Consider the following 20507-nt stretch of genomic DNA (forward strand, 5'->3'; position numbering starts at 1 on the left):
GCTCCACGCAAAAACAACATAACAACAAATAAATCTTTCCAAAATTCGAATTCCTTGGGATGATCAGTTTTGTTTTTATCAAAGACCGTATTACATTATAGAACCTGTTTTTCTCACATTCGTGTCCTGGAATCCCAAATTTGAGCTTAGAAAGGGGTTGTTGTTTTAAGTGAGAAAATCAGCTGTCTTCCTCGTAATAACAGATTACCATCCGACTCTTCACAGCGGTGAGAATCCTGTCATTGTTCTTACCCCGTGGGGCTTGGCAATCTCCCTGCTTCATAGTGTAAAGATTGCCATACGAAAAGAGATTGCTTCATCGGGCTTATGCCCTCCTCGCAATGGCAAATTATCCTTGTGTGTACTCACGAGTATCTCGATGTAGTGCCCGGAAACCTCCAAATTCGAATGTGAAAAGGACAATTTTCAACAAGTGAGTAACTCATGGGGAAACCAGTTTATTACTAATCAAAGACCGGATTACTTTATAGAGTAATCCGGTCTTTCTAATAATGGTAACTAAGTACGGAAATATTTGTTTCGAATTAGAGATAGTATGTCATATGTTGAAGAGAAACTAATGGATCAGAGTATTCGACTCTAATCTCCGGCGGCAGAGACAGAATTGCAGGGGCGTAGTTAAGAATTGCCTGAATTCCATCTGCAACCAATTCCTCAGCAATTTTTTGCGCATTCTCAGCAGGAACTGCAAGCATTGCAATTTTAATCTGGTTGTCTTTGATGATTTTCTTGATATCCTTGATATCTTCGACTGTGCATTTCTCAAATCTTTCGCCGATGACATCGGGGTTACAGTCGACTGCAGCTTTTACATGGAACCGATTTGCAGAAAACCCGGGATAATTTAGAATTGCACGGCCGATTTTTCCGACACCGACTAACAATATCCCCCAATCTTGATCGATATTCAGAATGTTCTGCAACCGTTCAATCAGGAAGTCAATGTTATAACCGGTACCTTGTTTGCCAAATTCGCCGAATTGCGAAAGATCTTTCCGGATCTGTGCAGCAGAAAAGCCAAGCAATTCACCCAGTTCTTTTGAATTTGTTGTCGTGTGATTTTCACGTAATATCTTCAGTGCGCGAAGATATCTTGGCAATCTGCCAACAATGACATCGGGAATTTGTGTTTTTATCATATTATTTCTATCTGCGTCTATTGCTTCTGTTTAGTATGCTTGCATAATATAGAACACTCATGATTGCCTGTATCGCTGCAGCGATATAAGTCAGGGCAGCGGCTTGTAATACTTCTGAAACGCCTTCCTGTTCATCCTGATACAGCAATCCGGTGTTTGAAATCCATTCTTTTGCGCGATTACTGGCATTGAATTCTACGGGCAACGTGATTACAGCGAAAACAGCAGTTAATCCAAAGATAAATAATCCGATATAGGCGATTACCAATCCAAAATGCCCTAATAATCCTGAAAAAATCATCCCGACCATAAAAAGTATGGGACCCAACATGCTGCCGATATTTACTACCGGAACAATATTTGTTCTCAGACTCAGCCATTTATAACTGTCTGCGTGCTGGTAAGCGTGTCCGGATTCATGGCATGCAACACCAACCGCTGCAATGCTGTTGGAACTGTAGACACCTTCACTAAGCCGCAGAACCTGATTCATCGGGTCATAATGATCTGTCAATGTCCCAGCAACTCTTTCGATTGTGACATTGGATAGTCCGTGATAATCCAGCATCTTTCTTGCTGCTTCGGCGCCTGTTAATCCGGTTTTTGTTCTGATTTGTGAATATTTACTATAAGCATTTTTAACTTTGAATTGAGCCCAAAGAGAAAGAATTAATGGAATAATTGCATACAAAAAATAATTTGACGTGTACATTTTTTTTTATGCCTCCATTTCATAATTATACAGGAAATCATTTGAAAGAATAAAAAATATTTATTGAACAATTGAATTGACGAATCAGCAATTTGAATTAATAAGAGGATTAAGTGATGTTATTCTATTGTTGATCGAGGATAAAAGACCACATAATCGGAAGTCGCCAAAGCGGATGTAGCCTGCCTACAGATATTTTTCGATTGCATTTACTTTGTCAATTCACGCACTCACACTTCAACCATTCAATTGCTGGATGTTCCTTTACATATTTTATAATCTACGCTAAAATATGTCTGGCTTTCTATTGATGGAAGTCATTTTTTTGTATGGTTCAATGAGGTTTATCAAAATCAATGTTTGAAAATCTGACAGAACGACTGAACAAAGTATTCGCAGGATTAACTCGACGCGGAAAATTGAGCGCTGAGGATGTTGATGTTGCGATGCGTGAAGTCCGTATCGCATTATTAGAAGCGGATGTCCATTATTCAGTTGTGAAGAGTTTTGTTGCTAATGTCAAAGAACGGGCAGTAGGTGTAGAAGTTTCGGAAGCATTGAATCCCGGACAGCAGGTCATTAAGATTGTCCATGAGGAATTGATTAAGACCTTGGGACCTTCGGAACGATTAAATCTGACCGGCGAAAAACCGCGTGTGGTTATGTTTGTCGGCTTGCAAGGATCCGGAAAAACAACACAGACTGCGAAAGTAGCAAAATTTTTGCGCGGTCAGGGAGAAAGAATTTTACTGGTAGCGGCTGATCCCTATCGGCCTGCAGCGGTTAAGCAGCTTCAAACGTTGGGGCAGCGAATTGATGTAGAAGTTTTTTATCAGGAAGGAATCGCACCTCCGGAATTATGCAAACGAGCCTTTGTCTATGCTCAAAAAGGCGGTTTCAGTGTCATGATGATTGACACAGCCGGACGATCGCAATTAGACCAGGCATTGATGGATGAACTTGGAGCAATTCAAAAAATCGTTCATCCGGTTGAAATTTTGCTGGTCGTCGATTCCATGATCGGTCAGGAAGCGCTTCATGTAGCTGAAGGCTTCCGGGACACAGTGAAAATCACCGGGCTCATCCTTTCAAAAATGGATGGCGATTCCAGAGGCGGAGCAGCAATTTCCATTCGAAGTGTCACTGGAGTTCCGATAAAATTTCTGGGCACGGGAGAAGGAATTGATGCATTAGAATCTTATGATCCGTCACGATTATCCTCCCGAATTTTGGGAATGGGTGATATCATTGGATTAATTGAGCGAGCTGAAGCTGCGTTTGATGAAAAGAAATCGATGCAGCAAGCCGGCAAGATGCTTTCAGGTCATTTTTCGTTGGAAGATTTTGCAGATCAATTAAAACAAGTACGAAAAATGGGTCCGATGCGACAAATTTTGGAGATGCTTCCGGGCAATCTTGGAAAAGTTGCCAAACAAGTGGATCCAAATGAAGCTGAGAAAAGTCTAAAAATGACCGAAGCAATTTTAAGCTCTATGACTGCAAAAGAACGGCTGAACCCCGATCTTCTCAATGCAAGCCGGAAGCGGCGGATTGCTAGCGGCTCCGGGACTGAAGTACAGGATGTGAATAAACTTTTGAAACAATATCGTGATGCTCAAAAGATGATGAAAACACTGCAAAAAACAGGTGGAAGGGGTCTTTCCAATCTGTTCCGCTGATTTTAATATCTCTGATGAATTAAGACCCATACGCATCCTTCAGCGTAACCCTCATCAATAGAGAAAAGTCAGCGAATCAACTCAACATAAAGAAGGAACAGGAGAAAAATTAAAAATGGTTCGTATTCGCTTACGACGTAATGGACTGAAAAACCAAATAACCTATCGTATTATCGCAGCAGATAAGGAGAGCCCGCGGGATGGTCGTTTTCTTGAAATTCTGGGAAGCTACAATCCACGGACTGAACCTTTTACTTTTGATGTGAAAGAAGACAGAATTTTTGATTGGCTGAGCAAAGGTGCTCAACCCAGCGAATCTGTTGAAAAACTCTTCAAAAGCGTTGGTTTATTGGATCGATTCGAACGGTTCAAAAAGGGTGAATCCCTTGAAACACTGCTGGCTGAAGCAAAAACAAGTTATGAACAGCGGGCTGTAAATCCTCGTACTCATATCGCTGCTCATAAATAGTGATGCATCAAAAAGAAGGTGCTCCATTGCAAAAACATGTTTCCGGCAAAAGTGATTATGTAAAAGATCTTGTTGAATATATTGCACTTTCGCTGGTGGATGATCCGAGCAGTGTTCAGGTTTCACAGGAAAGAAATGGAAACCGGATCCGTTTGGAACTGCACGTTGCGAAAGAAGATATGGGCAGGATTATCGGAAAAGGTGGCCGGGTAGCAAATGCTATTCGCGTTCTTCTTCGCGTTACCTCTGCCAGAGATGGACGACAAGTCACGCTGGACGTGGTTGAGCCAAATTCATAGTCGAAGAAGATGTCTCCATCGATCGAATGTGATGTAAACAAACAGGATGATAATTCTGAAGGCTCGTCAGTTAAAGACGAGCCTTGTTTCATTTGTATCGGTAAGATTCATCGTACTCACGGAGTTCAGGGAGAGGTCGTTTTTCTTCCGATGACCGATTTTCCTGAAAGGATACGTCGTGGAAAAAAAGTTTTAATCGGCGAAGAACACATTCCTGCTGTCGTTAAATCCGTGCGTGAAAAGCCCCCTTTTTTACTGATTCGTTTTGACCAATATTCTGATGAAACTCAGATCGAGTGGGCAAAAAACAAGTTCGTTTATGTCTCCATCCATGACTTACCGAATTTACCTGATGGAGAGTATTATTTCCATCAGTTGATCGGTTTGGATGTAGTGTCTCCTGAAAATAATCACATTGGAATACTTCGCGACATTTTAGAAACGGGAGCGAATGATGTCTATGTTATCCAATGTGAAAACGGAAAAGAAGAGTTGGTTCCGGCAATTCCGCAATTTGTACAAGAAATCCTGATTGAAGAGAAGAAAATTGTTATAAAAATGCCTGAGTGGATATAGGAAGATTTTGGCAGAAGAGCTGCAATTTTGGGTCGCATTTAATCACGTCAATGGTATCGGAGCGGTCCGGTTTCGGCAATTGTTGCAAAAATTTGGAACACTGGAGAAAGCGTGGTCTGCATCATCTATTGAACTGCGATTGATTGGAATCCAGGAAAAGAGTATCCAATTTTTCGAAAAATTTCGTGATCAGACAGATCCCGAGAAACTTTTTCAGTCCATTATTGGTAAAGGAATTTCTGTTATTTCTTGGAATGATGAGAATTATCCATCGCTCCTGAAACAAATTTCTGCTCCTCCGCCAATCCTTTATTACAAAGGAATTTTGCCTGATCCTCAGGCAAAATATATCGCTGTGGTGGGTACACGGAGAATGACGAGTTATGGACGGGAAATGGCAAGAGAGATCAGCAGTTTCTTAGCAGCCCATCAAGTGGTGATCGTTTCCGGATTGGCACGCGGAATTGATGGTATCGCTCATCAAGCTGCACTGGATGTCGGAGGGTGTACTGTCGCTGTTTTGGGATGCGGAGTGGATAAAATCTATCCTCCTGAGCACCGCATCATGGCAGAAAAAATCACTGCTAACGGAGCAATTCTCAGTGATTATCCGCCTGGGACACCTCCGGACAGGATAAATTTTCCACCCAGAAACCGTATCATTTCCGGAATGGCAGGGGGTTGTATTATTGTTGAAGCCGGTGAAAAATCCGGATCACTTATTACAGCTCGGTTTGCCGCAGAACAAGGCAGAGAAGTTTTTGTTATACCGGGGAATTTTAACGCTCCTCAATCACAAGGTTCAAATCGGTTGATTCGCGATGGTGCAAGACCGCTCTGTGATAAGGAAGAATTACTGGAGTTTATTCAATCCTGGCATTGTTCAAATCCCGTTTCCATGATAAAACCAGTACAAATGTCATTTGAAGATCCACAGGAAAGAGAAATATTGTCACTTATCGAATTGGAGGCGCTCCATATTGATGAGATATCTCGAAAAACAGCTTTGCAGCCTGGAAGAATTGCTTCAATCATGATGATGCTGGAATTAAAAGGATTCGTAATCGAAGTCGCCCCGCAAACCTATCAAAAAAATCATTCGATATTTTAATAAACTCCTGCCGAGCATCTTGAATCTTGGTGAAAACGGACAACAATTCGGAATTGGGGAATGTTGTTTGAGAGAAGGGAGAAAATTCATTTTGTGTTGTATCCACGTAGAGAGGTATATACAAACAATATGAATGATTCTTTCCCATATTGCAAATTGATAGAAGAAAAATAAAGAATTCTCTCTATATTTTATCTATTGTTTTTTGTTCTGAAGATTTGCTGATACAATACTGAAAACTATCGAAAAGAGATATGGCAATGGATATTCAAGAAAAAAATGAATTTTTCGCTGTTATCATGGCAGGCGGGGGAGGAACACGGCTTTGGCCCTGGTCACGGAAAGAAAAACCGAAGCAAATGTTAAAGATTTTCGGTGAAAAAACCATGTTTGAATTAACATTGGACCGTCTGGAAGGCCTAATTGATGCTGATCATATTCTTGTTGTGACAACGAATGAACAGGCTGAAAAATTGAAAGAATTATCGGATAAGATTCCGCTGGAAAACTATCTGATTGAACCAATTCCACGCGGAACTGCTTCTGTGATCGGTCTGGCAGCTATCCATTTGGAAAAACGGACAAAAAATTCTGTTATGGCAGTATTAACAGCCGACCATATTATTCAGAATGTCCCATATTTTCAACAGTTGCTTCATTTTGGCTTCAATGCGGCTGAAGACGATTATTTGGTTACTTTGGGAATAAAACCGACCTTCCCTTCAACAGGTATGGGCTATATTGAGCAGGGAAATAAAATTCCGGCGAATTTCCCGCATGACCTTTTCGAAGTAAAACGTTTCACTGAAAAGCCGGATCAAAAAACGGCTGACTGTTTTTATGAGTCCGGGAAATATGCCTGGAATTCCGGTATGTTCTTATGGAAAACCAGCAGAGTATTGGAGGAAATATCACTTCACATACCGGATTTGTTTGGACAATTGACCAGGATCAGCCAAGCGATGGATTCAGGAACGTATGAAACTGCAATGAAAGAGGTATGGTCAACGATTCAGCCGGTTACGATTGATTACGGGATCATGGAAAAAGCAAAACGAGTTGTTGTCCTTCCCGCAAATTCGCTGGGATGGAGCGACATAGGTTCCTGGGATTCCATTTATGATGTGCTTCCTCAGGATTCAAACGGAAATATCACGATCAATTGCAGGTCTCATTATATAGATTCTGAGGGAACTTTAACCTGTTCTGATAATTCAGAAAAAATGATTGTTGCTGTCGGGTTGAAAAACGTTGTCATTGTTGAGACGGATCATGCTGTTCTGGTTTGTCCGAAAGAGAAAACTCAGACAGTCAGAGATATTGTCGCATTTCTAAAAGAAAATCATCTGGATAACTATTTGTAGGAGAACGCTTGGAAGCATATTGTCTGAAATGCAAACAAAAAAGAGAAATTGAAAAACCTTCCGCAGAATATACATCAAACGGAATTCCTGTAACAAAAGGCCTCTGCAGTGTGTGTGGTTCAAAACTGAGTTTATTGGGCTATTCAACCGCTCATGATGGAGTTCCTAAACCAGATTCTGCGACTGCATCAGTTCCACAGAAGGCGATCAGTAAAGATCCAAAAAAGAGAACGGCAGCAACCAGATCCGGCGGCAAAAAAAGTGTAAAAACTCAAAATACTACGACTTTGAAAGAAGAAAAACCTGTTAAATCAGGACTATCAGACCAGAAACTTGTCATTGTTGAATCTCCTGCTAAAGCGAAAACAGTGGGACGATTTTTAGGACGCGGATATGCTGTTAGAGCTTCTATCGGACATGTTCGCGATCTAAAAAAATCTACATTATCTGTTTCAGTGGAAAATAATTTTGAACCTGAATATCGCGTTCCCAATGAAAAAAGGCAGTTAGTTAAAGAATTAACTGAACTGGCAAAAAAGTCGAAAAAAATCTACCTTGCAACCGACCCTGATCGCGAAGGGGAGGCAATTGCCTGGCATCTGTTGGAATCAGCGGCGATTGATCCTGAACGGGTCGATCGTGTTGTTTTCCATGAAATAACTCAACCGGCAATTAAAGCGGCATTTGACAATCCAAGGTCCATTGATATGAACCTCGTTGATGCACAACAGGCAAGGAGAATTCTGGATCGTCTGGTTGGCTATAAATTGAGTCCGCTTCTTTGGGCAAAAGTACAAGGTCATCTTTCTGCAGGCCGCGTTCAATCTGTTGCAGTTCGTCTCATTGTTGATCGTGAACGTGAAATTGAGAATTTCAAACCGAAAGAATATTGGACGATTACTGTGGAGTTGCAGCCAGAAGGAGTGAAGGGCACCTTTTTCTCACGTCTGCAAAAAATCAACGGACAAGATCCTGAATTGGGTGATGAAAGTATTGTTCAGACACATCTTGAAAATCTGAAAAAAGCAGCTTTTTTTATACAGAGTATTAAAAAAGGTACGCGCCGAAGGAAGCCTTCCGCTCCATTTACGACATCTACACTGCAACAGGAAGCATCAAAGAGGCTCGGGTTTACTGCCAATCGAACAATGGCGCTTGCTCAACAGCTTTATGAGGGCGTAGATATCGGATCAGAAGGCAGCACCGGATTAATTACCTACATGCGAACCGATTCGACAAACATTTCAGAAATTGCTCAAAAAGATGCGCGCGCGTTTATTGTTAACCGCTTTGGTTCTTCTTTTGCCCCTGGCAAAATACCGCAATATAAGACGAAATCAAAGGGTGCGCAGGAAGCCCATGAAGCGATCCGACCGACGGATGTCAATCGGACTCCGGATCGGATGAAAGAATTTTTAGGAAGAGATCAATTCCGTTTGTATCAGCTGATCTGGCAGCGGTTTTTAGCTTCCCAAATGGAAGATGCGGTTTATGATACGATTTCGATCGATGTGGCTGCAAATTACCAAAATCAATACTTGTTCCGGTCTTCTGGTTCAAAACTCCAATTCCAGGGTTTTTTGGTGTTATATGAAGAAAGTCAGGATGAGGATTTTAAATTCGACGAAATGGAGAACACAAAATTTCCTGAAGGATTGTTTGAAGGACAACGGCAGAAATGTCTGCAGTATATTCCGGAACAGCACTTCACGCAGCCGCCTGCCCGATACACTGAAGCGACATTAGTGAAGACGCTGGAAGAGAATGGAATCGGGAGGCCATCCACTTATGCCTCCATTCTTTCGACTATTCAAACAAGAGGATATGTCAGCCGGGAATCAAAAAGATTATTTCCTACAGAAATTGGCATTATCGTCAATGATCTGCTGGTAAAGGGTTTTTCTTCCATTGTCGATGTGAAATTCACTTCTTTTTTGGAAGAAGAGTTGGACAAGGTTGCTGAAGGTGAGAAAGACTGGCGCAAGGTTGTCGGGGAATTTTATTCCGAGTTTGAACCGGCGCTGAACCAGGCAAATGCCGAGCTGCCAAAAACAAAACCGGAACCGGAAAAAGTCGGACGTCCCTGCCCGGAATGCGGACGTGATTTAATTATTCGTCAGGGACGGTTTGGTAAATTTATATCCTGCAGCGGATTTCCAGGCTGTAAATATACAGAACCGATCATTCAGAATATCGGAATTCCATGTCCGATATGCGGAAAAGATATTGTTGTCAGGCGTTCAAAGAATGGCAGGATATTTTATGGATGCTCTGCATACCCGGAATGTCAGTTTGTTTCCTGGAAAAAACCGGTCAAGACCAGATGCCCTGAATGCGGCGGCTTGATGGTGGAGATGAATAAAAATAAAATTCAGTGCGCTAATTGCAAACACGAGATCGAAAACCCGGAAGATTGAGTTTGGAAGATACAAGATTTATGGTGTCAATTATTTCCGGACATCATCAATCTTATTGTCTCCAACAGCCTGGTGGAGAAAGAAGAAGAACTTATGCTTTTCCGTGAAGCGGAAAAGCATAAGTTCTACAAATAAGCCTTTCCATATTTCGAATGACCAACGAATTATTTAATCAACTCATACACAGAAAATTCTCGGTTATCATAGACTAAATTTTTCTCAATACTGCATGTATCGATATTTTTTTGAGAAATCTGTCCACCGTAATTTTGGTTAGCCATTACTAAAAAATTCCCTTTCGATAGATCCCTGCAATTATCGATGGCAACTGCATTGCGATCCGTCATCAAATGCATCGCGCGTGGTTTGAAAAAGACAATAATACTGTCCTCAGGGGTGTTTTCCCGAATAAAGTTGAACATCGATGTGAATCATAATTATTGTTCACCATAGGCTTTTCCTCCGGAGCTTATGTAACAATTGTTTTTGAATCACCGAATCCACTTCAGAAGTATTTAATTTGATTCACATCTTCTTTGCTGAGGCAAAAAGGAGGAAAAATTGTTTCAGTGTATAATACAAATTATTCATATCGATTATCATGAATGATACTTTCTCATTGTGATGGGCTGCGAATTTATTAAATAGGGAAACCGTAAGATTGAACTATTTTCATTTTCTATTGACGAAAACAGAATTTGACGGATGGAGGCTCAAATGAAAGAAAAGATCAAAAAGCTTGTTGTAACGAATCCCTTCTTGTCGGGAATCGTTGTCGGGATTATCTTCATCCTCCTCGTCATAGGCGTACAAAAATTGCTTTCCGGAGGATCCGCTGGTAGTTTTGACGAAGTCGAACAGATTATTCGCGAGGATTATCTTCGGCTGGCAATTCGAGACAATATCAATGATCCGGATGCTGCACGTGCGAACTGGCGATTTAATCAACTTGGAAAGGATGGAAGTTACCTTCTGGAACTTTTAAAGAAAGATCCGCTGACGGATCCGATGGCTTTGTTGAACTTTTCATCGATTGTAACGATTTCATCCGCCAAATCGATGGAGACAGTTTCTGAAACTGTCTCCTCGCCCACCGCGATACCGAAAAATGAGTCCGAAAAAAAGTCCGGTGGAATTCCCATCATCGGAATGATATTTTTTATACTTTTTGGACTAATTGTCCTTTGTCTGATTTTTTTATACAGCATTTCTGAAAATGGGAAAAAACTCTGGACAAAAATTCTTAATTTCCGGACGAAATATGATAAAGAACCGACATCCTGGGCAATCCGTGAAGATTCAAATTTTGATATTGGCTCGATTATCAATCGATTCCCAGAAGAAACCGATTTATCATCCGAAGAAAATGAGATTTCCGATTTTCTTGATGAAACCGATTCAATGATTACCGCTGAGTTCTCCAATCATCGTTTTAAAGAAATTACTGATGATGATGAAGAAACTGAAACAGACGTTCCTGAGAATGTGGTCTCGAATAAAGAACTGAATATCGAAGATCCTGAAACCAATGATGCTGAGATGGATGAAACGGATGAGATGGATGAAACAGAATCCGAAAATCAATCGGATGATGATGATTTGGCTGAGATAAACGATGACAATGAGGAAGAAATGGAGGCTTCGGACACTATCCCGATTCCTGATCATCCAGAAACAGACATTTCAACACCGGAGAAAAATTTAAATGAATCGCCGTTACTGATTCATTATCAGACTGTTTATAAACTTGGCGATGACCTTTTTGATGAAACCTTCTCGTTGGATGAACAAGATGATCGCTTCTTAGGAGAATGCGGGATCGGTATTGCGGAAACAATCAATAATACCGAGCCAAAAGCTGTGACTGCTTTTGAAATGTGGCTTTTTGATCGAGAAGATATTCACACTCCAACCCATTTTCTGCTCAGTGATTTTGCATATTCCAACGATGAAATTGTCTCGCGACTGAAGAATAAAGGCGGATTTGATAAGATTTCAGAGGGGAAAGAATACCTCTTGGAATCTCAATCTCTGCAAATGACCGTTAAGATCAATGCAGTTGAATACGGTACGGAAAGCGCTGAGAAAAACAGTTATTTTACGAAAGTATTGTTTGATGTTTGTGTAATAAAGAAATAAAAAAAATTCCCGCTGTAATTCGTGCGATTCATTCTGAGCAACATTTTGAAAATATCGAATGTCATGCCGTTATACAGCGGGAATTTTTTTGCTTGTTATCGGATGCTGATAATCTTGAACTTGATTTGTCCGTTGGGTGTGTCTGCCGTTACGCAATCACCTTCGTGTTTTAAATACAGCGCAGAACCTATCGGGGATCGAAAGGAGATTTTTCCGTCAAACGGATCTGCTTCCTCCGAACCAACAATCATGTATTCCTCCGGTTCATAGGAACCTTCCTGGATGGTTACTATCGATCCGATATTGACGACGCCATGTTCGCGTTCCAGATTATCGATGATCTTCACATTGGCCAGCATGTTTTCAATTTCCAGAATTCTGCCTTCGACAAATGCCTGATCTTCTTTTGCCGAAGAATAATCCGCATTTTCAGATAAATCACCCTGTTCAATCGCCGTTCGCAGGCGTTTGGCAAGTTCTTCACGTTTTGGACCTTTTAAGTATGCTAATTCTTCTTTTAATTTCTCCGCACCTTCCGCGGTTAAATAGGTTGTATCTGACATTTTTCTGTTCTGTCTCCTTTATGGTAAGAGTGAGGGTTCAAAAAGTTTGTTGTATTGATCAATCGCATAACGGTCTGTCATTCCTGCGATATAATCACAAATCGCAGCTTCCCGACCTCTCTCCTCAATGTTTTTTTGTATATGGTTCGGCAGCAAACTCGGTTCTTTAAGAAATGCTTCAAACAAACGGGATATGATCATTTCAGCTTTCAGACTCATTCGAACTACACGATAATGACGATATAGTTTGTGAAATAAGAAATCCTTTAATTCCCGGTTTTGAGACAACCATAAGCTGCTGTTTACAACGACATTGTATGGCAAACGCTGCAGGTCATCTACAGATTGTATTTTACTCGAAGAAATTTTTTCCTGAGCAGTATAAAATGCATCTGTGACTTCAAGATTTGTCAGTTGTCTGATAAACCGGTGCCTGTCCAGATCAGATAATTGCGGACCGACCCAATGTAAGTCGTCTGCAATCAATTTCCAGATTAACAAATCCTGGCACATATCTGCTGTCAGCATGCCTGACCGTAAACCATCGTCAAGATCATGCGAACCGTAAGCAATTTCATCGGAGACATTTGCAATTTGGGCTTCAAGGTGTCCTCTTAGATCTGGACTGAATTCCTGCACATCCACGATGTCATATTCGGTTTCGTGTTTTGCAATTCCTTCCAATGTTTCGTAGCAAAGATTTAATCCATCAAAATCCGGATAACGTTTTTCAAGCAATGTCACGATTCGCATGGTGTGTCGGTTGTGATTGAATGAACCATGATCTGACATAATCTTTGCCAGAGTCGATTCACCGGCATGGCCAAACGGTGGATGCCCCATGTCATGGGCAAGACAAATTGCCTCCACGAGATCTTCATTTCCTCCGAGAGCTCGGGCGAGTGTTCTGCCGATCTGAACGACTTCCAATGTATGAGTCAGCCGCGTACGATAATAATCACCCTCATCATTGATAAAAACTTGTGTCTTATACTCAAGCCTTCGAAACGCGGTAGTATGAATAATCCTGTCTTTATCACGCTGGAAACAGGATCGATAATCATGGTCAGCTTCAGGAAAACGACGTCCTTTGCTGTTGGAAGAATGGATCCCATAAGGAGCAATCCCAATTTCTTCTTTGCGGTAGGTGTTCATTGCTGAGGCGTAATTCATAATTTCATCCTTTGTGCTCCCGAATAAACAGGAATAAATGGAAATTCAATGAAAAATGAATTTCCAGATTAATAATGCAATAAGCCAGCGATTCGAAATAGGAGAGGAGTTTTTGGCTATTATTGTGATTTTACACAATGCGCAAAATCACAATAATAAAATTTTTCTCTTTTCCCGAAAATCAACTCTAAATTTTGGATGGAAGACAATAAATGGATGAATTCGATTTCATAGTTCTATCAACAAAAAAAAATTCATTCTTCTTTATTTGAATATAACAGGGTTCCGGGTATTTGATCAAGTAGCGCATTTCTTAAGTTCAGAGGTTTTTCACCTGAAAAAATTAACGCCGAACGAATGATATCATTTTGAATTAGATTGGCCATTAAATGAACTTTCTCAGCCATTCCTCCGGTTACATCCGTAAAAAGCGAACCTTTTAAAAATTCTTTTTTTTGATCAGGATAATTAGAAATTTCCAATTTGGAAATCAATTTTGTCCGATCAGGAAAATCCTCCCACAAACCCTCTTCCCATCCAGCCAATAAGACTCTGCCGGATTGTTTTATTTTCGCTGCCAGGAAAACGAAAAGATCTTCTGTCGACAGGATAGTTCCTCCGCGAATGATATCGAAAACAGTATCACCGTATACTACGGGAATCATGCCGTTTTTTAATGCGGCAATAATCGGAAAAATATCCCATTTTTCAGCAATGCCATTTTTCGCTTCAACAGCGCTGAGCGGAGATATAGGAATACAGGGAAGACCGCATTCAAAAAAAATATCCATTACGATCTGATTCAAAGATTGCGCTTCATGATGGACTTCTGCGAACCCAAGCCATTCATCTTGAGAAAAAACGCCATCTCTTGTCTTGAATTTATGCGCCGGAATATGACCGAAAGATCCGGATCCGTGTCCGAGAATAATTTGAAGGTCAGGCCGTTCTTCCATTGCTTCGCGAATTTCCATTCCCAGACGTCTGATAGTAGCTTGTCTTGCATGACGGGCTTTATCTTTCTCAGTAATCAACGATCCGCCAAGTTTCAGAAAAGTAATCACAATATGATTTTTGCTCCTATTTGTTTCAATGATTCTTTGATTCTGGCCATGTCGGATGGGTTTTCTGCCAGAGCGATAAAATTTCCGCCTCGGCCTGCGCCGGTCAATTTCGCTCCAAGAGCGCCGTTTTTTCTTGCAGTCTCTACTGCTAAATCCAATTCGTAACAAGACACATCGATCTTTTTTAGTAATTCATGATTCTCATTCATTAACAGACCAATTTCGGATATATTGCCCTTCTCAATAGCCGGACGCGCTTTTTTTGCGATTTGTCCAATTTCTTTAAGATATCGTTGATTTTTTAAATAATTCGTTTTGACATCTTGCACTACTACCGAAGTAACACTCTGAATGCCGGTATCCGCTACGATTAAGTTCAGTTTTGTGCCTAATTGAAGAATTTCGAACCCCATTTCTTTTTGAAAATAGACAGGTTTACCAAAACTGATGGTCGTATTATCCAAACCGGATGGAGAACCATGATAGTATTTCTCAATCTCAAATGCAATTGCCGAAACTTCTGCATCATCGAAATCGCACTGGTATTCATCGAAAAATGCACGGATAACAGCGACAGAGCAGGCTGCACCGGATCCCAGACCGGATGCGATCGGTATGGTTGTTTCGATTTGAAGGGTTTTAGTGGGAAGTTCAGTTAAATGCAGCATGTCCTTCAATAAAATGATTAATTTTTTCAGTGGAAGGTTGACTGAAATTTCTGAGAAATCCGCATCCAAACCGATTAATGGAGAGCTGATATGGAATTCCTGCTTACGGTTAAGATTTTGGAGCTGGTGGAACGATGCAGTCGTTGTAATACCCCATAAAGGAATGGCAATTCCGGGTTCACCGTAAACAACAGCATGTTCTCCAAAAAGGATCGTTTTTGCAGGTGCGATACCTTTACCCATTTTTGATTATTTCCTTTTATAAGTACATTGCATAAATTACCGTCAGACCGTAAAGGAAAATGGTTACTTGAAGCGGGCGATCAGAAAATAACACTTCCTCCGGCGCTCCTCCAGTGTGTTTAATTTGAATCAGATAATGATATCGAAATATGCCGTAGATTACAAAAGGAATGGTTATCATCATTTGATAGTTTTCCGGGAGCGTTGGACCGGAAAAGGTATAAAGCGTATATCCGATAATGGTCACGCTGGAAACAATCGTAATTAGTTGATCCAGAAGCGGCAAACTGTATCCATCTAAAACGGGTCGCGTCAGGTTTTCATGATCGGCGAGCATTGCCAGTTCAGCGCGGCGTTTTCCAAATCCAAGGTATAACGCCAGCATAAATGTAATGATATAAATCCATGGGGAAAAAATTTTTACAATGACGAGAGATGCCCCCGCAGCAACGCGTAAAATGAAGAGAAGTCCGATGGTCATGACATCGATAATTGGAAGATGTTTGACAGCACGCGTATAGATGACATTAATCAGGATAATCGCACATAATATCAGGAAAAATTCCCTGTCCAAGATCCAGGCGCAAATCAGTGAGAATAAAATCAGCGCCGCTGCATAACCCCAGGCTTTTCGGATGGGAATTTCACCGGCAGCAATGGGACGAAATTTCTTTCGAGGATGAGCGCGATCTGATTCCACATCGTTAATATCGTTGAAAACATAAATTCCGCTGGAAATGATGCACAACAACAATAATCCTGCGAATGTTTTAAGAAGTGCGGGAAAATTGGTCAGCTGACCATCAAAAACCAGCGGCGCCAATATAAAACCATTTTTCGGCCATTGACGGATTCTGAGAGCTCGAATGTAAGGATTTTTTCTCATAATTCTATATTATAATCTTTGGTGTTTAAATCTTATCAAACAACACGAATTCGAATTATGAGAAAGCTAACTTGATGTCTCGCGGATTTTTTTGAAGCGTAATAATAACGGAACAACACGTTTTCTCTTTTTTCTCAAAAGGCTTTTCCAAATTTCGAATTACTGATGGAAATATTGCATGATTAAAAAAAGATTGGATATCCTGTTACAGGAAAAAGGACTTGTCGAAAGCCGATCACTCGCTCAGAAAATGATCATGGCAGGGCAAGTGCGGGTCAACGGAAATATGGTGATCAAACCCTCTTCCACATTCAGTGATGAGGATGTCTTTACAATTGATCATGGCCCTCAATTTGTATCTCGGGGCGGAGAAAAATTACTGGGGGCAATAGAAGCGTTTGGCTTGACCGATCTGAGCGGATTGGTTTGTGCAGATGTGGGCGCTTCAACTGGCGGATTTACCGATTGTCTTTTGCAGCATGGCGCGGAAAAAGTATATGCGATTGATGTCGGTTATGGCGTATTGCATTGGAAAATGCGGAATCATCCGAAGGTTATTTCAATGGAAAAGACGAATGCAAGAGATGTCAACTTACTACCGGATCCAATCGATTTGGTTGTTGTCGATGCGTCCTTTATTTCTTTGAAAATTTTACTGCCTGTCATTCGAAAATGGTATCAGGAAAAGACAGGATCGCTGATCACATTAATCAAACCGCAATTCGAGGCTGGGAAGGAAGAAGCTGCAAAGGGCGCAGGAGTTATCCGGGATACTCAGGTGCATCAGAAAGTGCTGGCAGAAGTGTTATCCGCTGCAAATGACTTGAACTATGAAACAAAGGGTCTGATCAAATCACCGCTGATTGGCCCAAAGGGAAACGTAGAATTTCTGGCATGGTTTCAATATCCGGGCAAAGCCATGGATGTTGATTCATGGGTTCGGCAAGTAATATGATCTTGCTGTGATGAAACTGATGTACTTTCTTTATTCAATTGACTAGTCTATGGTTCATTTTTAAGGGAAAAACAAAAATAATTGATAATCGTGTATGGACGTCAATAAAAATTTTTGTTGAATATGAAGTGGAAGGTACCATAATGATTACATTACCATTTGTTGGAGCAGGTGAGTTTTTTGAATTGATTGAGTATGCAAAAATTTCAGAAATGTGTACTAGACCTTACTGTACCACTTGTGGTAATATGCCTTTTCGCAACCTTTGTGGGCAAATCATTGGATTGGATACAATGATACAAATTATTGACGCAGTTAATGAGAATGAGTTGGCCAAACATCCAATTTTTGAATGGTATGATCCATTAATAATCATCACAGAAGGGGTATTTCCATTTCAAATTCCACGTGATAATCCTCTAATGGAGGCATATGAAAAACAAAAGAAGCACCGAGATGAAAAGCGCAGAGAAAATCTGCTAATTGAAGAAGAGCGAAAAGCAAAATCGCAGATTTTGCGTGAACAACGCGTTCTTGAAAAACAAAAAAAACTTGAATACAGAATTCTGGTTAGAGAAGAACGGGCTCGAAAAATTGCTGAGTTTGAAAAATTAGATTTACTTGGAAAATTATGCGCCATTATTAATGATGAGAAACATCAGCCAGATTATTATCCTATAAATTTTTCTGCTTTCAGCGATTTTGAACTCGCCTTACTTCCTTTGAACACATTAGAAAAAATATCAGAAAAATTTTCTGGATTTAAAAAAAGAGAATGGCAACACTTTAAAGAGCGAGTAATTGAAGCAATTCATAAAAATTATGAATAGTCTTTCCCATTATTTCTTTTAGTAACAATAAGTGGTTTCAACCAATTTGTCTGCTTTAAAAATAAGTAAGAAATTACTATTTCTGATTTGCTTTGATTATTATTGAATTACTTTTTTTACTTATCCATCGGATTGTTCGTAAAACACAAATTATTATTATTATTATTATTATTATTATTATTTAATCTGCTAACCGGAAGTCGGATAGCTAGGAATGAAAAAAATGAAATTGCAAAGGCTTAATCATCATTAATAAAAAAAAAGAATCTTAATGATAATTTGAATGATCTTAAAATTTAGCAGATTTTTTTCGACTTATTCTTTAGGATCGATTCGGTTGAGAATTGTGGTATAGCCTTTTGCTCCATACAAAAGGCATTTGTTAACGCGGGCGATTGTCGCGGTTGAGGCGCCTGTTTCTTCTGCAATCGCGTTAAACGTCATCCCATTACGCAGCATTTTTGCCACTTCAAGACGCTGTGCCATTTCGCTGACTTCTTTAATCGTGCAGAGATCCTCAAAGAAGCGGTAACATTCTTCGACGGATTGCAGCGCGAGAACGGCTTGAAACAATTCATCGGTTTCCGGATTTTGTATTTTGCTTTCGTACATGCGGACCTCCATTCTTTACTAATTTTACCGCTGAAGCCGGTTTAAAAAGGCTTTTGTTCGATCATTTTGCGGATCGCTGATTAAGGATTCGGCGTTTCCCTCCTCTACAATGACTCCGCCGGCGATAAAAATAATTCTGTCGGCGACATTCCTGGCAAACTCAATTTCATGCGTAACGATCACCATGGTCATGTGTTCTGCTGCCAGACTGCGGATCACACGCAGTATTTCACCGGTTAATTCCGGATCCAAGGCAGAGGTCGGTTCGTCGAAAAATAAAATATCCGGTTTCATCGCCAGGGCTCGTGCAATCGAGACACGCTGCTGTTGTCCACCCGAAAGCTGAAATGGGTACGCATCCGCTTTATCACTTAGCCCCATCTTCTCCAGTAATACCAGCCCTTCTTGTATTACTTCATCTTTTTTTCTTTTTTGTATAGAAATCGGCGCATCCGTAATGTTTTTTAAAACGGAATAGTGAGGAAAAAGATTAAAATTTTGAAATACCAATCCGAATTTGCTCTTAATTTGTCTCAGTTTTTCAGGACTTGCATAGACAGTCTTCCCCGCTTCGTTATTCCAGGCAGCTTTTTCTCCTGAATAATACAATTCACCGCTGTCCATTTTTTCCAGTAAGGTGGCACATCGCAGCAACGTCGATTTTCCGGACCCTGATGGTCCGATGATGGCTGCTACTTCTCCTTTAGCGACTGATATGGAAATATCCTGCAAGACGTCCAGATTATTTTCAAAACTTTTTTTTGCATTTTTAATACTGAAGATTTCCATTTCCATCGCTCCTTAGCGGTAATAATCAAGTTTTTTCTCAATAGATTCCATTACAACAGCTACCACAAAATTAAACACGTAGTAAAAAATACCGGCTGCCACATACGATACCATAGTTTTTTCTGATGATGCGATGGCTTTTGCTACTGTAAACATTTCCGTAACCGCGATTGAAAAAGCCAGGGATGTATCTTTAATTAACGTGATGACTTCATTGGTTATTGCCGGAATAATTCGTTTAATGACTTGCGGAAGGATGATTTTCATGAAAGTCTGTGATTCAGAATAACCCAGGACACGTGCTGCTTCATATTGTCCAAGCGGCATAGATTCGATTCCCCCGCGATAGATTTCTGCAAAATAAGCGGCATAGTTAATGGAGAATGCGAGGATGACTGCCCAAAATCGATAACCAGAGGAGATGGAGATTCCAAATAAATAATAAGGGCCAAAATAAACGACTAATAATTGGAGCATTAAGGGAGTTCCGCGCATAATCGAGATATAAATCCTTGTGAAATTTTTCAGAATGATGTTTTTTGACATTCTGGCCAGAGCTACGATCAAACCTAACGGGAGCGAAAATAATAACGTCAGTGTAAAAATAAGAACCGAAGTTATCATTCCCTCGCCCAATTTGCTCAACATCACAGAAATACTCATAACCTTCTCTCCCTTTTTTTTGAAATACTGATCCCTATTCAAGGATAAAGCGCTGAGAAATTTACATTTCACCCCAGCGCTTTTGTCCGCCATTCTTCTATTATATGATTCGTAGTGATTGAGTGTCAGCGTTTA

20 protein-coding genes and 1 pseudogene are annotated in these 20507 nt (G+C 40.5%); 10 read left to right on the forward strand and 11 right to left on the reverse strand.

Annotation, left to right across the window (positions count from 1 at the left end; genetic code table 11):
• Nucleotides 1–545 precede the first annotated feature (545 nt).
• On the reverse strand, nucleotides 546–1160 hold the full coding sequence (locus ATC1_RS09110) for a redox-sensing transcriptional repressor Rex (protein ID WP_062280746.1): 615 nt from the start codon (nucleotides 1158–1160) through the stop codon (nucleotides 546–548).
• Between the two features lie 7 nt (nucleotides 1161–1167).
• Nucleotides 1168–1872 carry a zinc metallopeptidase gene (locus ATC1_RS09115; protein WP_062280759.1) on the reverse strand — a complete coding sequence of 235 codons (705 nt, stop codon included), beginning with the start codon at nucleotides 1870–1872 and terminating at the stop codon, nucleotides 1168–1170.
• Nucleotides 1873–2228: 356 nt separating this feature from the next.
• Between ATC1_RS09115 and ffh the strand changes: the two genes are divergently transcribed.
• The 7 genes and pseudogenes from ffh (at nucleotide 2229) to topA (ending at nucleotide 9787) form a co-directional block, all read left to right on the forward strand.
• Complete coding sequence (gene ffh / locus ATC1_RS09120) at nucleotides 2229–3551, forward strand: signal recognition particle protein (RefSeq protein ID WP_062280762.1); 1323 nt, start codon at nucleotides 2229–2231, stop codon at nucleotides 3549–3551.
• A gap of 115 nt (nucleotides 3552–3666) precedes the next feature.
• Nucleotides 3667–3924: pseudogene (gene rpsP / locus ATC1_RS09125) on the forward strand (30S ribosomal protein S16); the annotation flags it as partial.
• A 122-nt stretch (nucleotides 3925–4046) separates the two neighbouring features.
• Entirely contained in the window at nucleotides 4047–4319 is a 273-nt protein-coding gene (locus ATC1_RS09130) for a KH domain-containing protein (protein ID WP_236688125.1), read from the forward strand.
• A 9-nt stretch (nucleotides 4320–4328) separates the two neighbouring features.
• A complete protein-coding gene (gene rimM, locus ATC1_RS09135; RefSeq protein WP_062280769.1) occupies nucleotides 4329–4895 on the forward strand; it encodes a ribosome maturation factor RimM in 567 nt (188 codons plus the stop codon).
• Between the two features lie 7 nt (nucleotides 4896–4902).
• Entirely contained in the window at nucleotides 4903–6006 is a 1104-nt protein-coding gene (gene dprA / locus ATC1_RS09140; RefSeq protein ID WP_062280772.1) for a DNA-processing protein DprA, read from the forward strand.
• 260 nt (nucleotides 6007–6266) lie between these two features.
• Complete coding sequence (locus ATC1_RS09145; protein WP_062280775.1) at nucleotides 6267–7370, forward strand: mannose-1-phosphate guanylyltransferase; 1104 nt, start codon at nucleotides 6267–6269, stop codon at nucleotides 7368–7370.
• Nucleotides 7371–7378: 8 nt separating this feature from the next.
• A complete protein-coding gene (topA, locus tag ATC1_RS09150) occupies nucleotides 7379–9787 on the forward strand; it encodes a type I DNA topoisomerase (protein ID WP_236688126.1) in 2409 nt (802 codons plus the stop codon).
• Between the two features lie 164 nt (nucleotides 9788–9951).
• On the opposite strand, the gene ATC1_RS09155 is transcribed toward topA, so the two are convergent.
• Nucleotides 9952–10209: a hypothetical protein gene (locus ATC1_RS09155; protein WP_062280778.1), complete on the reverse strand. Its 258-nt coding sequence runs from the start codon at nucleotides 10207–10209 to the stop codon at nucleotides 9952–9954.
• A gap of 295 nt (nucleotides 10210–10504) precedes the next feature.
• On the opposite strand from ATC1_RS09155, the gene ATC1_RS09160 reads away from it, so the two are divergent.
• Nucleotides 10505–11926: a hypothetical protein gene (locus ATC1_RS09160; RefSeq protein WP_062280781.1), complete on the forward strand. Its 1422-nt coding sequence runs from the start codon at nucleotides 10505–10507 to the stop codon at nucleotides 11924–11926.
• A gap of 95 nt (nucleotides 11927–12021) precedes the next feature.
• Here ATC1_RS09160 and greA read toward each other — a convergent pair whose 3' ends face one another.
• The 5 genes from greA to ATC1_RS09185 form a co-directional block, all read right to left on the reverse strand.
• The gene (greA, locus tag ATC1_RS09165; protein ID WP_062280784.1) at nucleotides 12022–12489 is read right to left on the reverse strand and encodes a transcription elongation factor GreA; all 468 of its coding nucleotides are present in this window, start codon (nucleotides 12487–12489) and stop codon (nucleotides 12022–12024) included.
• An 18-nt stretch (nucleotides 12490–12507) separates the two neighbouring features.
• Nucleotides 12508–13662: a deoxyguanosinetriphosphate triphosphohydrolase gene (locus ATC1_RS09170; protein WP_082174728.1), complete on the reverse strand. Its 1155-nt coding sequence runs from the start codon at nucleotides 13660–13662 to the stop codon at nucleotides 12508–12510.
• 254 nt (nucleotides 13663–13916) lie between these two features.
• Complete coding sequence (locus tag ATC1_RS09175) at nucleotides 13917–14726, reverse strand: isopentenyl phosphate kinase (protein WP_062280787.1); 810 nt, start codon at nucleotides 14724–14726, stop codon at nucleotides 13917–13919.
• Nucleotides 14723–15637 (reverse strand): mevalonate kinase, encoded by a 915-nt coding sequence (gene mvk, locus ATC1_RS09180; RefSeq protein ID WP_062280790.1) that lies wholly within the window; start codon nucleotides 15635–15637, stop codon nucleotides 14723–14725. The genes ATC1_RS09175 and mvk overlap by 4 nt, the downstream gene beginning before the upstream one ends.
• 16 nt (nucleotides 15638–15653) lie before the next feature.
• Nucleotides 15654–16523, reverse strand: coding sequence for a decaprenyl-phosphate phosphoribosyltransferase (locus ATC1_RS09185; RefSeq protein WP_062280793.1), 870 nt, complete (start codon nucleotides 16521–16523; stop codon nucleotides 15654–15656).
• Between the two features lie 178 nt (nucleotides 16524–16701).
• Between ATC1_RS09185 and ATC1_RS09190 the strand changes: the two genes are divergently transcribed.
• Entirely contained in the window at nucleotides 16702–17478 is a 777-nt protein-coding gene (locus ATC1_RS09190; protein ID WP_062280796.1) for a TlyA family RNA methyltransferase, read from the forward strand.
• Between the two features lie 143 nt (nucleotides 17479–17621).
• Nucleotides 17622–18308 (forward strand): hypothetical protein, encoded by a 687-nt coding sequence (locus ATC1_RS09195; protein ID WP_062280801.1) that lies wholly within the window; start codon nucleotides 17622–17624, stop codon nucleotides 18306–18308.
• A gap of 315 nt (nucleotides 18309–18623) precedes the next feature.
• Here the strand turns inward: ATC1_RS09195 and ATC1_RS09200 are convergent, their stop codons facing one another.
• Genes ATC1_RS09200 through ATC1_RS09210 form a run of 3 tightly spaced genes read right to left on the reverse strand, consistent with a single transcriptional unit; the run spans nucleotide 18624 to nucleotide 20372 of the window.
• Nucleotides 18624–18920: a YerC/YecD family TrpR-related protein gene (locus ATC1_RS09200; protein ID WP_062280804.1), complete on the reverse strand. Its 297-nt coding sequence runs from the start codon at nucleotides 18918–18920 to the stop codon at nucleotides 18624–18626.
• A gap of 24 nt (nucleotides 18921–18944) precedes the next feature.
• Nucleotides 18945–19709 (reverse strand): amino acid ABC transporter ATP-binding protein, encoded by a 765-nt coding sequence (locus tag ATC1_RS09205; protein ID WP_062284058.1) that lies wholly within the window; start codon nucleotides 19707–19709, stop codon nucleotides 18945–18947.
• 12 nt (nucleotides 19710–19721) lie between these two features.
• Nucleotides 19722–20372, reverse strand: a complete 651-nt coding sequence (locus tag ATC1_RS09210; RefSeq protein WP_062280807.1) for an amino acid ABC transporter permease — start codon at nucleotides 20370–20372, stop codon at nucleotides 19722–19724.
• Nucleotides 20373–20507: the final 135 nt, after the last annotated feature.

Source organism: Flexilinea flocculi (assembly GCF_001192795.1).
In the GTDB taxonomy this organism is placed as follows: domain Bacteria; phylum Chloroflexota; class Anaerolineae; order Anaerolineales; family Anaerolineaceae; genus Flexilinea; species Flexilinea flocculi.

What these genes read in the sequence shown, in the direction of transcription:
- ATC1_RS09205 (WP_062284058.1), bottom strand. Translation starts at nt 19,709, where the DNA reads ATGGAAATCTTCAGTATTAAAAATGCAAAAAAAAGTTTTGAAAATAAT.
- ATC1_RS09115 (WP_062280759.1), bottom strand. Translation starts at nt 1,872, where the DNA reads ATGTACACGTCAAATTATTTTTTGTATGCAATTATTCCATTAATTCTT.
- ATC1_RS09185 (WP_062280793.1), bottom strand. Translation starts at nt 16,523, where the DNA reads ATGAGAAAAAATCCTTACATTCGAGCTCTCAGAATCCGTCAATGGCCG.
- ATC1_RS09155 (WP_062280778.1), bottom strand. Translation starts at nt 10,209, where the DNA reads ATGTTCAACTTTATTCGGGAAAACACCCCTGAGGACAGTATTATTGTC.
- ATC1_RS09200 (WP_062280804.1), bottom strand. Translation starts at nt 18,920, where the DNA reads ATGTACGAAAGCAAAATACAAAATCCGGAAACCGATGAATTGTTTCAA.
- ATC1_RS09145 (WP_062280775.1), top strand. Translation starts at nt 6,267, where the DNA reads ATGGATATTCAAGAAAAAAATGAATTTTTCGCTGTTATCATGGCAGGC.
- rimM (WP_062280769.1), top strand. Translation starts at nt 4,329, where the DNA reads ATGTCTCCATCGATCGAATGTGATGTAAACAAACAGGATGATAATTCT.
- mvk (WP_062280790.1), bottom strand. Translation starts at nt 15,637, where the DNA reads ATGGGTAAAGGTATCGCACCTGCAAAAACGATCCTTTTTGGAGAACAT.
- ATC1_RS09110 (WP_062280746.1), bottom strand. Translation starts at nt 1,160, where the DNA reads ATGATAAAAACACAAATTCCCGATGTCATTGTTGGCAGATTGCCAAGA.
- ATC1_RS09160 (WP_062280781.1), top strand. Translation starts at nt 10,505, where the DNA reads ATGAAAGAAAAGATCAAAAAGCTTGTTGTAACGAATCCCTTCTTGTCG.
- ATC1_RS09195 (WP_062280801.1), top strand. Translation starts at nt 17,622, where the DNA reads ATGATTACATTACCATTTGTTGGAGCAGGTGAGTTTTTTGAATTGATT.
- ATC1_RS09210 (WP_062280807.1), bottom strand. Translation starts at nt 20,372, where the DNA reads ATGAGTATTTCTGTGATGTTGAGCAAATTGGGCGAGGGAATGATAACT.
- ATC1_RS09170 (WP_082174728.1), bottom strand. Translation starts at nt 13,662, where the DNA reads ATGAATTACGCCTCAGCAATGAACACCTACCGCAAAGAAGAAATTGGG.
- ffh (WP_062280762.1), top strand. Translation starts at nt 2,229, where the DNA reads ATGTTTGAAAATCTGACAGAACGACTGAACAAAGTATTCGCAGGATTA.
- ATC1_RS09190 (WP_062280796.1), top strand. Translation starts at nt 16,702, where the DNA reads ATGATTAAAAAAAGATTGGATATCCTGTTACAGGAAAAAGGACTTGTC.
- greA (WP_062280784.1), bottom strand. Translation starts at nt 12,489, where the DNA reads ATGTCAGATACAACCTATTTAACCGCGGAAGGTGCGGAGAAATTAAAA.